We start from the raw sequence: 13,014 nt of genomic DNA on the forward strand, positions 1-13,014 counted from the left end.
ATGTGTGTAGGATTACCTGCTAAAGTAAAAAAAGTAAAAGATGGACAAGCCATCGTGGATGCGATGGGTGCCACTCGTGTGGTATCGAGTGAATTGGTGGACGGTTTAGAACCGGGGGATTTTGTGATGGTGCATGCGGGAGCTGCCATTGCCAAGATCACCGAAGATGATGAAACCGAAGCCAGTGCCATCATGGAGGCTTTAGAGTGAACGAACAAGTCTTAAAAGCCAAACAAATCGTGGAAAACTATGACGGCCGACCGCTACGAATCATGGAAGTTTGTGGCACGCATACCCATGAAATCTTTCGCTTAGGGATTCGGCAAATGTTGCCCGAAAACATTCATTTGATCAGTGGACCAGGCTGTCCGGTTTGTGTAACGCCGGTTGGTTATATTGATCAAGCTATTGATCTAGCTTTAAATCATCATTGTACGATTTGTACCTTTGGTGATCTAATTCGGGTACCTGGCTCTGATATGTCTTTACAACAAGCCCGGGCCAAAGGGGCGAAGATCGTCATGATCTATTCACCAACCGATGCCTTTACTTATGCTCAAAGTCATTTGGATGAAGACGTTGTCTTATTAGCGGTTGGTTTTGAAACCACGACACCAGCGAGTTGTATGGCCATTCGCGATGCCAAGAAAAATAATTTAACGAATTTTTCGGCATTGGTAGCCAATAAAACGATGGATAACGCTTATTTGGCTTTAAAAGATAGTGCCGATGCCTTCTTATATCCAGGGCATGTATCGACGATCACAGGTTGTCAGATTTATCGTGATCTTTGTGAAGAGGGAATTTCCGGAGTCGTGACGGGTTTTACGGGACCCGAGATCCTAACGGCTTTGGCTGTGATCATCAAAAAGTTAGAAAAAGGGCAACCCTTTTTCATGAATTGTTACCCACGGGTGGTACGCGATGAAGGTTCGCCATCGGCTCGAAAGATCATCGCATCGGTCATGGAACCGTGTGATTCCATTTGGCGTGGTATTGGCAATATTCCCGGTTCGGGCCTACAAATCAAAGCGGCTTATCAAGACTTTGATGCCCGTAAGAAATATGGTTTAGAAAATACCCAAGGACATCCGAATCCAGCTTGTCGTTGTGGGGATATTTTACGTGGGGATTGTATGCCGAATGCATGTCCATTGTTTGGCAAAGTGTGTACGCCAGAACATCCAGTGGGTGCTTGTATGGTTTCCAATGAAGGATCGTGTTCGGCTTTTTATAAATATATGGAGTAGTAGAGTATGGAAAAATATGTAACGTTAGCGCATGGAGCCGGTGGTCAACAAACCTCGGCCTTGATCCATGATATCTTTAAAAAATATTTAGGCAATCCGGATTTTACAGCCGATGATGCCGCGGTTTTGACCAGTCCTTCGGGACAATTGGCCATGTCAACCGATGGCTTTATCGTTTCACCAAGTTTTTTTCCGGGTGGCAATATTGGCAAATTGAGTGTTTGTGGAACCGTCAATGATTTGGCTTGTATGGGGGCCAAACCGTTATACATGACTTGTGCCTTTCAGATTGAAGAGGGCTATCCCTTAAAAAAATTAGATGAAGTGGTTCAATCGATGGCGAAGACAGCCAAAGAAGTCGGTGTACATTTTGTGGCTGGTGATACCAAAGTGGCTGGTAAAGGTCAAGTGGATGGCATTTTTATCACGACAACGGGAGTAGGTCAGATCCAACCGGATTTTCATCCCCAAGGCAATCAAGCCAAACCGGGGGATAAGATTTTGGTGACCGGTGATGTCGGTCGTCATGGTTGTACGATCTTGTTGGAGCGCAATGATTTTCAAATTCAAACCGATGTGACCAGTGATTGTGCCCCTTTATGGCATACGGTCGAAGCGATGTCCCAGGTAACCAAGGATATCCATGTGATCCGGGATGCAACGCGTGGTGGTGTTGGTACGGTCTTGTATGAAATTGCCGATGAATCGCAAGTCGGCGTGAAAATCGATCAAGAAGCGGTTCCTGTTCAGAATCATGTGAAAGGCGTTTGTGGTATGTTGGGATTGGAACCTTTGTATTTGGCTTGTGAAGGACGTATGGTCGTGATCGTACCGGCTGAACAGGCCCAAGCCATCGTGGATACGTTGCATACCTTACCGTATTCGCAAAATGCGGCCATTATTGGTGAAGTGACGCAAGATCATGTAGGCAAAGTAGTCATGAAAACTTCGATTGGTTCGGAAACGTTGTTGCCAAGTCCATCGGGCGAGTTATTACCACGTATCTGTTAGGAGGCTCTAATGATAAAATTAGCGTTTTATGGAAAAGGTGGAATTGGAAAGTCAACGACGGTTTCCAATATGGCGGTTGCGTTTGCCCAAATGGGATATAAAGTGATGCAGATTGGTTGTGATCCGAAGGCGGATTCCACGATGAATTTACGTGAAGGCAAAGAGAAACAAGCCGTCTTAGATATCCTGCGGGAAAAAAATAAAGAAGCGACCCTAGAAGATGTGATTACCCAAGGTTATGCGGGGGTGTATTTGGTTGAAGCGGGTGGTCCCATTCCAGGGCTTGGTTGTGCCGGTCGTGGCATCATTGCGGCCATGGAATTTTTGGATGAAAAGAAAGCCTATGACATCTATCAACCCGATATTGTGTTGTTTGATGTCTTGGGGGATGTTGTGTGTGGTGGTTTTTCGATGCCGATTCGGGAAGGCTATGCCGATCAAGTCTATATCTTAACATCCGGTGAAGCCATGTCCATTCATGCGGCGATGAATATTGCCCTAGCGGTCGAAACCTTTCAAAAACGAGGCTATGCCACGTTGGGCGGGGTCATCGTGAATAAACGGAATGTGAAAAAAGAAAAAGAGCGAATCGAACAATTGTGTGAAGATATCCATTCCCAAGTGATTTCCACTTTGGAATATGATCCATTGATCCAAGAAGCCGATGAGATGCATAAGACCGTCTTAGAAGCTTTTCCACAAAGTGATGCGGCAGACCGCTATCGCCATTTGGCCCAGGTCTTATTAGAAAGCAATCAAAATGAATGAGCATGTAGCGAAGATTCAAGTAAAAGACATTCAATCCTCGACACCGTTTCATGCGGGATTGGAGTTTACGCCCCAAACACGAGGAACATGGACGATTGCGCATACCCCGCTTTTGATTCCCGAAAGTCATGAGATCTTTGTGTGTCCGCAAGGTTGTTTGCGTGGGGTTGTCTTGAGTGCCGCTGAAGCCCATGGGATGGATCGATTTTCCATGGTCACTGTAACGGAAGACGATTTATACAATGGTAAGATCGAAGAATTGTTCATCGACGGAGTCAGTGATATTGTGGAACATTTGGATCCCCAACCCCCTTTGGTGATGACGTTTACGAGTTGTGTGCATCATTTTGTGGCCATTGATTTGGATTTGGTCTTCAAAGAATTAAATCAACGGTTCCCAGATATCTGTTTTGTAGAAAATTATATGAACTGTACGATGCGCCATTCCAAGGTGCATTATGAATCGATGACGACTAAACAATTGTATGCGGGCTTACAGCCCACCAAACAGGATGGTTCCATCAATATCATTGGCAATTATTTTACCCTAGATCGAGATAGTGAGATCTTTCAAATCATCGGAGATGCGAAAGATTTGTGTCAGATGCGAACCTTTGATGAATATTTAGAAATGGCTGCTTCTTCATATAATATCTATAATGCACCCGTAGCGATTGAATGTGTGCAAGATTTAGAGAAACGATTGAACCAAAAACCCATCTATATGCCCTATTCATGGGATATCGAAGAAATCAAACAGGATGAAGCCAAGTTGATGGAGATCTTAGGCATTTATCCGGATCTTTCTCGCTATGAAAAAGATGCGCTTCGTGCTTTAGAAAAACTGCACGATGCGATCAAGGATATCGAAATTCAAATCGATATGAGTGCCACGCCGCGTCCTTTGAGTTTAGCCAAATTACTTTTAGAGCATGGATTCCATGTAACAACGGTCTATACCGATACCATTTTACCAGGAGAAGAAAAGGCTTTGGCTTGGCTTCAGGAACATCATCCCGATCTTATGGTTTGTGCTTGTGTCGATTTTCGTTGTCGAACATGGCAGAAGAGTACTACACCAGTTTTAGCCATTGGTCAAAAGGCAGCCTACTATAGTGGTACAGACCATTTTGTGAATATGATCGTCAATGATGGGATGTATGGATTTGTAGCTATTCGCAAGCTATGTGAAAAAATGTTGGATGCCTATATTTATCCAAAAGAAACCCAACGCATCTTGGATGTGAAAGCTAGAGGGTGTGTACTATGAGAAAGGTATTTCGTGATGTGTGCAATTATGCAGCCGATCTAGCCGGAATCAATTCGGCTTTATATGAATTGGGTGGCTTGTTGATCATGCATGATGCATCGGGATGTAACTCCACCTATGCGACCCATGATGAACCACGATGGACCCAAATGCCTAGTTTGATTTATATCAGTGCGTTGGAAGAGTATGATGCGATTCTTGGTAATGATGATAAGTTGATTGAAAATGTTGTAGAAGCCGCTAAGGAAACCCAGCCAAACTTTATTTGTTTATTTGGTTCGCCCATCGCGTTGGTAATGGGAACCGATTTCAAGGGCATTGCCCATGTGGTCGAACAAGAAACAGGGATTCCGACTTTTGGTTTTAAGACTTCGGGGATGTATTCGTATATTCAAGGCGCTCGACAAGCGTATCAGATGTTGGCGGAAAATTTTGTCAAAGACACAAAGAAGGAGAAGAGTTCTTCGATTCGAATCAATCTGATGGGTATGACACCACTGGATTTTGGATATTCCGGCAATAAAGAAGCCATCGATGCGTGGGCACAAGAAAATAATTTTTCAATCGTGGCCAATTGGTCGATGGGAACAAGTTTGGAACAGATTGAAAAGAGTTCTATGTCCGATGTGAATGTAGTCGTTTCTTCTTGTGGATTGGATGCAGCCAAAGTACTAGAGGAAAAATTTCATATCCCCTATGTCGTTGGTGTACCCGTTGGTTCATGTGCAAAGACATTGGCAGAAAATGTTCGCTTATCGGCACACGATCATCAAAATCGAGAAATGTATCAATCTGGTTCTCATGATTCCCATATCGTTTTGATTGGGGAACCCGTCATGGCCCAAAGTATGCGTTTGGCCTTAGACGATGAGGTGCAGATCATTTGTCCAACCGAGATTGATTGGCATCTACAAGAAGGAGATCTTTATTCGCATGAAGAGGAAGATATGCGTAAGAAACTGAATGAAGCAGATATCGTCATTGCCGATCCCATCTATCGACGTTTGGTTTCTAAGGATATTCATTTTATTGATTGTCCGCATTGGGCTTGTTCTGGACGTTTGTTTAAAGATCAGATGCCGGTACTCATTGGAGATGGCTTTGAGACGATGATCCGTCCATTGTCTTTTTAACAGGTTGTTAACCAGTTGTTTAGATACGCGATAAAACAGTTGGCTTCATTGGATACTGTGGTGTCTTTGTTTTTCACGAGATAGACTTCTTTTTGACAATTGGGATCCTCAAATTCCCGAATCACCCTATTAGCTGTTCGTTGTTTTTGGGCTAAAAAAGTAAGCGAGATGCCAATGCCTGCGTTGGTTTGGGCAAATTCATGGATCAAGGTTTCTGAGGTTGTTTCTAATAAGACATTCACATGGACGCCTTCTTTTAGAAAGCGACTGATATTGGTGGGATACACCGAATAGGATCGACCGCGTAGTGCAAGCGGGATCCCATCGAGATCCGTATATTGAATGGTTTTTTTAGAAGCCAATGGATGTTTTCGATTGATGATCGTACAGTGTTTCCATGCGAAACAATAATGCGCTTCATAGGCGGAAAAATCGATAGGAGCTGGCAAAAAGGCAAGTTCTACCGTATTGGATCCTAATAATTCATGGATCTGGGTTTCTGGTAATTCAATCAAATTTAATTTGATGTAGGGATATTCGATATAAAATTGACGAATGAAATCATAATGTAGATAGTCCAATACGCCATACGTAGTAGGAATGGTTAGGACAATGCTGTTGTTGGCATCAGCCAATGAAAAATCCGATTGAATGTTGTCCAATTCATTGATGATGATGTGGGCATGTTTCGCTAATTGATCGGCAGCATGGGTTGGGAGCAGACCTTCATGGGTGCGTGTAAATAATGTGACATCCAATTCCATTTCGATTCGTTTGATGGTTTTGCTGAGGGCTTGGGAAGTGATATATAAGCTTTGGGCTGCTTTTTTGATGCTGTGAGATGCATATACGGCAAGAAAGTATTTTAATTCGGTAGTTGTCAAAATGATTCCTCCCATCTTTCTTTTGATTGTAGTCAATATGCATCAGTAAATCAACTTGTAGGTTGATATGTATCAACGATTCTTTGTTTGTATATTGGTTCATCATTGATTATAGTATGGACTATAAAGACAACGACGTCATTCCAAGGTGGAATGGCGTTTTTCTTTTTGGAGGTTGATGACAATGTATCCTAACTTTAAAGCAGCGGCGGTACAAGCTGCACCTGTATTTCTTGATGCCGAGGCAACGGCGGATAAAGCCGTAGTGTTGATTGAAGAAGCGGCCCGTCATGGGGCTCGTTTGATTGGTTTTCCAGAAGGTTTTATTCCGGGGTATCCTTGGTGGGTATGGCTTACCGATCCAGGAACGGGTTCGGCGCTCCAACAACGTCTTTTTGGGAATGCGGTGGAGATTCCCGGTTCGATCGTGCAAAAGATCAGTAAAGCGGCGCGTAAAAACAATATCTATGTTTGTATCTCGGTTTCTGAAAAAGAAGGGGGATCTTTATATCTTACCCAGCTTTGGTTTGATCCTTGTGGCAATTTGATGGGAAAACATCGCAAGATGAAACCATCGGGTGGTGAACGATTGATTTGGGGTGAAGGAGAAGCCAGCATGATGCCTGTCTTTGATACCGAAATTGGCCGATTGGGTGGCTTACAATGTTGGGAACATTGGATTCCTTTGAATATTCAAGCCATGAATGCCAAAAATGAACAAGTTCATGTGGCTTCTTGGCCTTGTTTTGTACCGGGCGATGAAGCATTGGTTTCACAAGATCCCAATGAAGTCTCCGCGCGATTTTATGCCTTAGCTACCCAGTCTTTTGTGATCAGTGCGACCCAGATCCATACCCAGGAAATTTATGAAAAGATGGGACAATTGCATCCCTATGAAGCATTTGTAGAGTATGGGGGAGGAGATGCTTGTATCATTGCACCCAATGGTAAGATCTTGACGGAAAAATTGCCAAAAGATGCGGAAGGTATTGTATATGCGGATATTGATCTTGAAAAAATTGTGGATTGTAAGTATCAAATTGATCCGGCAGGGCATTATTCCAATAAGACTCTTTCCATGGTCGTGGATCAAACGCCCAGTCCGGTCGTGACATTTACCGGAAATCCCAAAGACTATGGGATGAAATACGATGATCTGCAGAAAGAGGAATGAGTGATGAAAGATGTGATCAATCTGGCCGTCGTCAACTTTACTTGTGTTTGGGGGAATAAAGCTGCAAATCTTCATAGAATCAAAGAATATACGATAGCGGCGGGCAAACGAGGTATGGATATGATTGTTTTTCCCGAAACAGCCTTAACGGGGTATGATAATGATCTAGACCATCAGGGACAAGAGAAAATGCATTGTCAATTGGCAGAAACGATTCCGGGTGATTCCACGGAAAAGATGACGAAGGTAGCGAAAAAATATGGGATGTATGTCGTATTTGGGATGCCTGAATGCAAGGATGGCAAGGTCTATAATTCAGCGGCCATTATTGAGCCTTCTGGCAAGATTTATTCGTATCGCAAGATCCATCTTCCATTTGATGAAAAGGAATGGGCCGTCAATGGGAATCAACCGGTTTTGATACAGACACCCTTTGGCCCGGTTGGTGTATCGATTTGTTACGACACTTATTGTTTTCCTGAATTGATTCGATATTATACAGCCAAGGGAGCCCGATTGTGTTTGAATGTGACGGCTTGTCCAGATGTGCCTTGTACAGCTGGAGCTGCCAAACTGACGATACCCGCTTATGCATATATCAATTATGTCTTTATCGCATCCGCCAACTTATGTGGCTATGATAAACGGAGCCGATTTATTGGCGGTAGTTCCGTGGTTGGGCCGGCCTATACAAAAGGAGGTGCCATTTCTTATATAGGTAAGACATTTGGGCAAGCGGGTTCGGATACACCCGGTATGATGTGTGGATCGATTGATTTATCGTTGGCCGATCAATATACGGATATTCCCATTTTTAGAAAAGATGCAAAGGGTCAATGCGATTGGCGCAATGATTTATATGCAGACTTATATAAAAAATGCCAGTAATCTGGCATTTTTTAGTGTTTAGCTTTTTCGGCATCGCGCCAATTGTCTTGATATCCACTCAATAGATCCACAAATCGTTTGGCCGTTAGATGCGGACGGGTGATAGCGGAACCAACGACGACACTGTGGGCACCTAAGAAAATACATTTCATCGCATCTTCTGGGGTATAGATATGACCTTCCATCATGACATAGGCTTCGTCTTTGAAATCACGGCACATGCGAGCAAATTCACGCATATTGGGTTCTTCAATACTGGCTGTTTCTTTGGTGTAGCCATATAAAGTTGGTGCAACAATGTCGGCCCCATGTTCGATCGCATGCAAGGCTTCTTCATAATTGGATACATCCGCAAAGAAGATCGCTTCGGGAATTTCTTTTTTGGCTTGATCTAATAGATCCCAGGCAATGGTGCCTTCATGGGTTCTTTGTTTGGTGCAATCCAAAGCGATGATTTCAGCTCCGGCTTCCCAAATGGCTTTGACTTCTTTCATCGTTGGCGTAATAAAGACATCGGTATCGTCATGCCAAACTTTCCATAGACCGATAACAGGTAAATCTACATGGGCTTTGATGTCTTTGATTTGTTTGGGTGAATTGGCGCGTAAGCCAACGGCTCCAGCCCATGCGGCTGCTTGGGCCATCTTGATGTGCATGGTATCGGTATAGATGGGGTCGTCTTTCTGGGTTTGACACGATACGATCAAACCGCCTTTCATACTTTCGAGAATTGCTTTTTTTCTTGGATCATTTGTTTTCATAGTTGTTTCCTTTCTGACAAATTGTAAATGGTTTATATTTTGGACCATTATCCACAAAGATAGTGTCGAAATCATCAATATAGGCCCAGGTGCAATGGGTCTTGACTTCAAATTTGGAGGCATCCGCCAATAAGTCACATTGGGTACTTTGTTTCAAGATGGCTTTTTTAAAAGTCGCTAATTCGGTATTGGCGGTATAAATTTCTTTGGTTTTTAGATCGATGCCATTCGCACTAAGAAAGGAATGATCAAAATGAAAGTGGGAGACCATTTCTAAAGTGGTCGATCCTAAGGCGGTATCTAAGCGACGATCGTATTGACCACCAAGTAGAAAGACTTGGCCTTGAAAAGTCAATGGCAATTGATGAATCAAATAGGTCGATGATGTCACCAATAAGATATCTTTATCGGCGATGTGTTCGACCATATAGGAAGTGGTTGTACCACTATCGATATAGATACATTGATTTTCTTTGATGGTTTTAGCGGCTTGGGCGCAGATGCACTGCTTTTCTTTAACATGAATATGTGCTTTCTTTTCCGTGGCAATTTCTTGATAGACTCGATTGGCACTGGCACCGCCACGTTCGCGAACCAAGAGGCCTTGTTGCTCCAATTCAATCAGATCACGGACGATGGATGAGCGGGAAGCATGAAGCTGATCCATCAATTCTTTGACAGATACAAAAGATTGATTACGGACCATTTCTAAGATCCGGGTTTGTCGTTCTTTGGTGATCATATTAGCCTCCAATCTGGACAAAATCCGATGCATAGATGGATAAAGTTGCTTCATCCATCATGTCAAGATTTTCATATTTATAAGGTTTGTTTAATTGATGCCATTTTTTCTTTCCCATCGAATGATAGGGAAGCAAATGAACAGCTTGCACCTGATGGGCTTTCGCATAGGTAATTATGTCCTGTAATATATCATCATTAAAACCAGGAATGACAGGCACACGCACGATGATATCTTTGGCACGGGTTTGAGCCAATCGTTCAAAATTAGAGAGAATGCGATCTAGATTGGCACCGGTATAAGCTTTCATCTTATTCTTATCGAGATGTTTGATGTCAAATAAAAATAAATCAACATAGGAAGAAGCTTTTTCAAGCAGATCCCATGAATAGTGACCCGTGGTTTCCATCGCCATGTGCAATTGTTTCTCTTTGGCTTGTTTCAATAATTCATAGACTTCTTCCCATTGATACAAGGGTTCTCCACCCGAAAGAGTCATGCCACCATGGGATTCTTCATAATAGTCTTGATCTTTTAAGACTTCCTCTAAAATTTCATCAATAGTCATGTCTTTGCCATTCATCGATAAAGCTTGCGGAATGCAGGTATCGATACAGATTTGACAATAGGTACATTTCTCTTTATCCCATGTCCATTGGTCTTGAATCGAAATGGCCTGTTGTGAACAATGTTTCTCGCATTGATGACACAATACACATTTGGTTTCATCATGCATTAGGACCGGTTGTACCGTCCAAGTTTCTGGATTGGCACACCAAGGACAATGGAGACTGCAACCTTTTAAGAAGACGGTGGTGCGGATGCCCGGTCCATCATGGGTCGCAAAGCGTTCAATATTAGAAACTTTCATATAAGGTCCTCGATAATAATTCGTCTTGTACGTCTTTGCCTAAGTTCACAAAGATAGCACTATAACCAGCAACCCGAACAATTAGATCGGGATACTTTTCAGGATGTGTTTGCGCATCTTCCAAGGTACCATGATCCACGACGGTCACCATCAATTGGCATCCCCCTTTTTTGAAGTACGTACGCCATAACGCTTTAATCTTATCGGCGTCTTTATGCATCATCTTTGGGGTGAATTTGATGTTTTGAACACTGCCACCATGATATTTGGCATCAAACAAAGACAACGAATTCAATACGGCTGTAGGTCCAGATTTGGCGGCGCCACCTTGCGGATTATTGGCTGGATTCATATAGACACCAGCTTTTCGACCATCCAGGCTAGCGGCGGTTTGATGACCCCAATCGGTGTTCGTCTGATTGTTGGAAATAACAATCAAATAATAACCCAGTCCGGCTTGGATTCCACGATTACGAATGCCTTTGGCGACGTATTCATAGAGATCATTGGCCATTTCATCCACATCTTTTATATCGTTACCATATTTTGGCAAGTTGACCAACTCTTTACGAAGAGATTCTTCGCCTTCAAAATTATGTAAAGCTGCTTCATTCAATTGATCAATCGTATATTTCTTTTGATCATAGACCAAAGTTTTAATGGCATAGAGAGCATCACTGGTATTGATGTTACCGTAGGTTTCGTTGGTGCCACCTAAGATTTCCACTCCACCATCTAAGAGGGCTTTACGTCGCTGAATACAGTCATCCATCAAAATCGAAGGAAATAAGAATGAAACTTCTTGATTCATGATGGTGTAACTGTGGACTTGGGCTTCGATGCTTAGATCAAAATAATAGTCTAAGAGTTTTTTGTATTGATCATAAAAGGCATCAAAGGTCTTGAGTTCATGAATGGGTTTTAAAGCCAGGGGTCCGGCTTTGTATGTGTGGTCCATCGGATCGATACCTTGATTCATGCTGATTTGAAGGATCTTCAATAAATTCAATAACGTATTGGGTGTACCGACACTTTTGCCTTGAATCACATATTCGCCACAACCAAATGGAACATATTGTTCGGCAATGGTTTCATCTAAACGCATCGCAAAAGCAACGGCAGGCACATTGATTTCATCATTGTATAAAGTGGGATAGGTAGCACCATCGGCAATGCAGTCATAGGCCATATCCAAGATGTCTTGTGGGGTATTCTTATCAAAACGCAAAGTAAATTGCGGTTCCACATAGCGCGTGTTTCTACAAACTTCCAAACAAAGACGAGTAAAGGTATCACAAGCTTTTACGTTTTTGCGACCCTTACCACCGACAATGATGCGGCCATTGACCGTAGTTCGACGATTTTCAATCAATGTCCATAACGAATGCATGTCTTCATAGGCTTCTTGCCAAGTGATGGTGCCATTATCTAGATCTTGTTGTAGGAAAGGACCTAAAACAATGTCTAAGCGACCGTAGTTGATACAACCAGCACAGAGGGCATACAACCAGAAAAGCTGTAAGGCTTGATGGAAGGTCTTTGGTTTATGATCTTTGATGTAGATCAAATCGTTGATCATACGCTTTTGATCTTTGACTTTGGATCGTTTCACTTTTTCGATTTGATCATCGATCACGGCTTCGAATAGATGCAAAGCGCCTTTGGAAGCTTCAATAAACGCATTGGGTTCTTGTTTGTCTAGTTCTTCAAAAAGACCAGGAAGGCCTAAGTTGACTAGTTTTTCATAGTTCAGCATCATCCCGGATAAACGAGCCGTAGCCATGAATGGATAGGTACAATCAATAAACCGGCCGGTCGTAGTGTCATTTAAGATGTCTTGGCAATAGATGGTCTTGACATCGTGTTCTTGCCAGAAATCATAGAGTTGATCGACGATAGTTTTATCTTGTTCAGTTTGTAGTTGGGCTTTGAATGCTTTCAGTTTATGGAAGACACAATAATGACCAACACCACCTAAACTGGTGACCGAACCAAAGCCAATCGGTAAAAAATCCAACCGACCGGCAATGCGATCATCGGGTTCGATTGAACGGAATAAGCGCGGATAGATGACTTTTAAACAAGCCAATTCACGATGGGCTTTGTCATTATGTAGATGGGTTTTGTATGCGTTGGTATAGGCAATCATGATGTTGAGTTGTTCTTCGATGGATTTTTCACTAGGGATCTTACGAGAAACTTCGACATTTTGTTCGCCATCAATATTGATATGGGACATAGGGTTACCTCCTTGCACGTTCA

Annotated in this window: 13 protein-coding genes; 8 read left to right on the forward strand and 5 right to left on the reverse strand. The window is 42.8% G+C overall.

Annotated features, from left to right (window positions below):
• Genes SOS22_RS06085 through SOS22_RS06110 form a run of 6 tightly spaced genes read left to right on the forward strand, consistent with a single transcriptional unit; the run spans window position 1 to window position 5,432 of the window.
• The gene (locus SOS22_RS06085) at window positions 1–210 is read left to right on the forward strand and encodes a HypC/HybG/HupF family hydrogenase formation chaperone (RefSeq protein WP_128519279.1); all 210 of its coding nucleotides are present in this window, start codon (window positions 1–3) and stop codon (window positions 208–210) included.
• Complete coding sequence (gene hypD, locus SOS22_RS06090) at window positions 207–1,250, forward strand: hydrogenase formation protein HypD (RefSeq protein WP_320596648.1); 1,044 nt, start codon at window positions 207–209, stop codon at window positions 1,248–1,250. Before SOS22_RS06085 ends, hypD begins: the two co-directional genes overlap by 4 nt.
• Before the next feature lie 6 nt (window positions 1,251–1,256).
• Entirely contained in the window at window positions 1,257–2,261 is a 1,005-nt protein-coding gene (hypE, locus tag SOS22_RS06095) for a hydrogenase expression/formation protein HypE (RefSeq protein WP_320324710.1), read from the forward strand.
• Between the two features lie 9 nt (window positions 2,262–2,270).
• On the forward strand, window positions 2,271–3,029 hold the full coding sequence (locus SOS22_RS06100; RefSeq protein ID WP_320596649.1) for a nitrogenase iron protein NifH: 759 nt from the start codon (window positions 2,271–2,273) through the stop codon (window positions 3,027–3,029).
• Window positions 3,022–4,299 (forward strand): nitrogenase component 1, encoded by a 1,278-nt coding sequence (locus tag SOS22_RS06105; protein WP_128519283.1) that lies wholly within the window; start codon window positions 3,022–3,024, stop codon window positions 4,297–4,299. Before SOS22_RS06100 ends, SOS22_RS06105 begins: the two co-directional genes overlap by 8 nt.
• Entirely contained in the window at window positions 4,296–5,432 is a 1,137-nt protein-coding gene (locus tag SOS22_RS06110) for a nitrogenase component 1 (RefSeq protein ID WP_320596650.1), read from the forward strand. Before SOS22_RS06105 ends, SOS22_RS06110 begins: the two co-directional genes overlap by 4 nt.
• Here SOS22_RS06110 and SOS22_RS06115 read toward each other — a convergent pair.
• Window positions 5,429–6,316 carry a LysR family transcriptional regulator gene (locus SOS22_RS06115; protein WP_320596651.1) on the reverse strand — a complete coding sequence of 296 codons (888 nt, stop codon included), beginning with the start codon at window positions 6,314–6,316 and terminating at the stop codon, window positions 5,429–5,431. The genes SOS22_RS06110 and SOS22_RS06115 overlap by 4 nt on opposite strands.
• 184 nt (window positions 6,317–6,500) lie before the next feature.
• On the opposite strand from SOS22_RS06115, the gene SOS22_RS06120 reads away from it, so the two are divergent.
• The gene (locus SOS22_RS06120; protein ID WP_320596652.1) at window positions 6,501–7,490 is read left to right on the forward strand and encodes a carbon-nitrogen hydrolase family protein; all 990 of its coding nucleotides are present in this window, start codon (window positions 6,501–6,503) and stop codon (window positions 7,488–7,490) included.
• A gap of 3 nt (window positions 7,491–7,493) precedes the next feature.
• Window positions 7,494–8,378: a carbon-nitrogen hydrolase family protein gene (locus tag SOS22_RS06125; protein ID WP_320596653.1), complete on the forward strand. Its 885-nt coding sequence runs from the start codon at window positions 7,494–7,496 to the stop codon at window positions 8,376–8,378.
• Between the two features lie 11 nt (window positions 8,379–8,389).
• Here the strand turns inward: SOS22_RS06125 and SOS22_RS06130 are convergent, their stop codons facing one another.
• From SOS22_RS06130 to SOS22_RS06145, 4 genes are read right to left on the reverse strand one after another with little or no spacing between them, the layout of a single operon-like run.
• Entirely contained in the window at window positions 8,390–9,139 is a 750-nt protein-coding gene (locus SOS22_RS06130; RefSeq protein WP_320596654.1) for a putative N-acetylmannosamine-6-phosphate 2-epimerase, read from the reverse strand.
• Window positions 9,126–9,881: a DeoR/GlpR family DNA-binding transcription regulator gene (locus SOS22_RS06135; RefSeq protein WP_320324702.1), complete on the reverse strand. Its 756-nt coding sequence runs from the start codon at window positions 9,879–9,881 to the stop codon at window positions 9,126–9,128. Before SOS22_RS06135 ends, SOS22_RS06130 begins: the two co-directional genes overlap by 14 nt.
• A gap of 1 nt (window position 9,882) precedes the next feature.
• Window positions 9,883–10,752 (reverse strand): glycyl-radical enzyme activating protein, encoded by an 870-nt coding sequence (locus SOS22_RS06140; protein WP_320324701.1) that lies wholly within the window; start codon window positions 10,750–10,752, stop codon window positions 9,883–9,885.
• Window positions 10,739–12,991: a pyruvate formate lyase family protein gene (locus tag SOS22_RS06145; RefSeq protein ID WP_320596655.1), complete on the reverse strand. Its 2,253-nt coding sequence runs from the start codon at window positions 12,989–12,991 to the stop codon at window positions 10,739–10,741. Before SOS22_RS06145 ends, SOS22_RS06140 begins: the two co-directional genes overlap by 14 nt.
• Window positions 12,992–13,014: the final 23 nt, after the last annotated feature.

It is taken from the genome of Absicoccus sp., assembly GCF_034090965.1.
In the GTDB taxonomy this organism is placed as follows: Bacteria; Bacillota_I; Bacilli_A; order Erysipelotrichales; family Erysipelotrichaceae; genus Absicoccus; species Absicoccus intestinalis.

Excerpts from the sequence above, each read along its gene's own strand:
- SOS22_RS06125 (WP_320596653.1), top strand. The coding sequence starts at position 7,494 with ATGAAAGATGTGATCAATCTGGCCGTCGTCAACTTTACTTGTGTTTGG.
- SOS22_RS06130 (WP_320596654.1), bottom strand. The coding sequence starts at position 9,139 with ATGAAAACAAATGATCCAAGAAAAAAAGCAATTCTCGAAAGTATGAAA.
- SOS22_RS06120 (WP_320596652.1), top strand. The coding sequence starts at position 6,501 with ATGTATCCTAACTTTAAAGCAGCGGCGGTACAAGCTGCACCTGTATTT.
- SOS22_RS06085 (WP_128519279.1), top strand. The coding sequence starts at position 1 with ATGTGTGTAGGATTACCTGCTAAAGTAAAAAAAGTAAAAGATGGACAA.
- SOS22_RS06135 (WP_320324702.1), bottom strand. The coding sequence starts at position 9,881 with ATGATCACCAAAGAACGACAAACCCGGATCTTAGAAATGGTCCGTAAT.
- SOS22_RS06110 (WP_320596650.1), top strand. The coding sequence starts at position 4,296 with ATGAGAAAGGTATTTCGTGATGTGTGCAATTATGCAGCCGATCTAGCC.
- SOS22_RS06140 (WP_320324701.1), bottom strand. The coding sequence starts at position 10,752 with ATGAAAGTTTCTAATATTGAACGCTTTGCGACCCATGATGGACCGGGC.
- SOS22_RS06105 (WP_128519283.1), top strand. The coding sequence starts at position 3,022 with ATGAATGAGCATGTAGCGAAGATTCAAGTAAAAGACATTCAATCCTCG.
- hypE (WP_320324710.1), top strand. The coding sequence starts at position 1,257 with ATGGAAAAATATGTAACGTTAGCGCATGGAGCCGGTGGTCAACAAACC.
- SOS22_RS06145 (WP_320596655.1), bottom strand. The coding sequence starts at position 12,991 with ATGTCCCATATCAATATTGATGGCGAACAAAATGTCGAAGTTTCTCGT.
- SOS22_RS06100 (WP_320596649.1), top strand. The coding sequence starts at position 2,271 with ATGATAAAATTAGCGTTTTATGGAAAAGGTGGAATTGGAAAGTCAACG.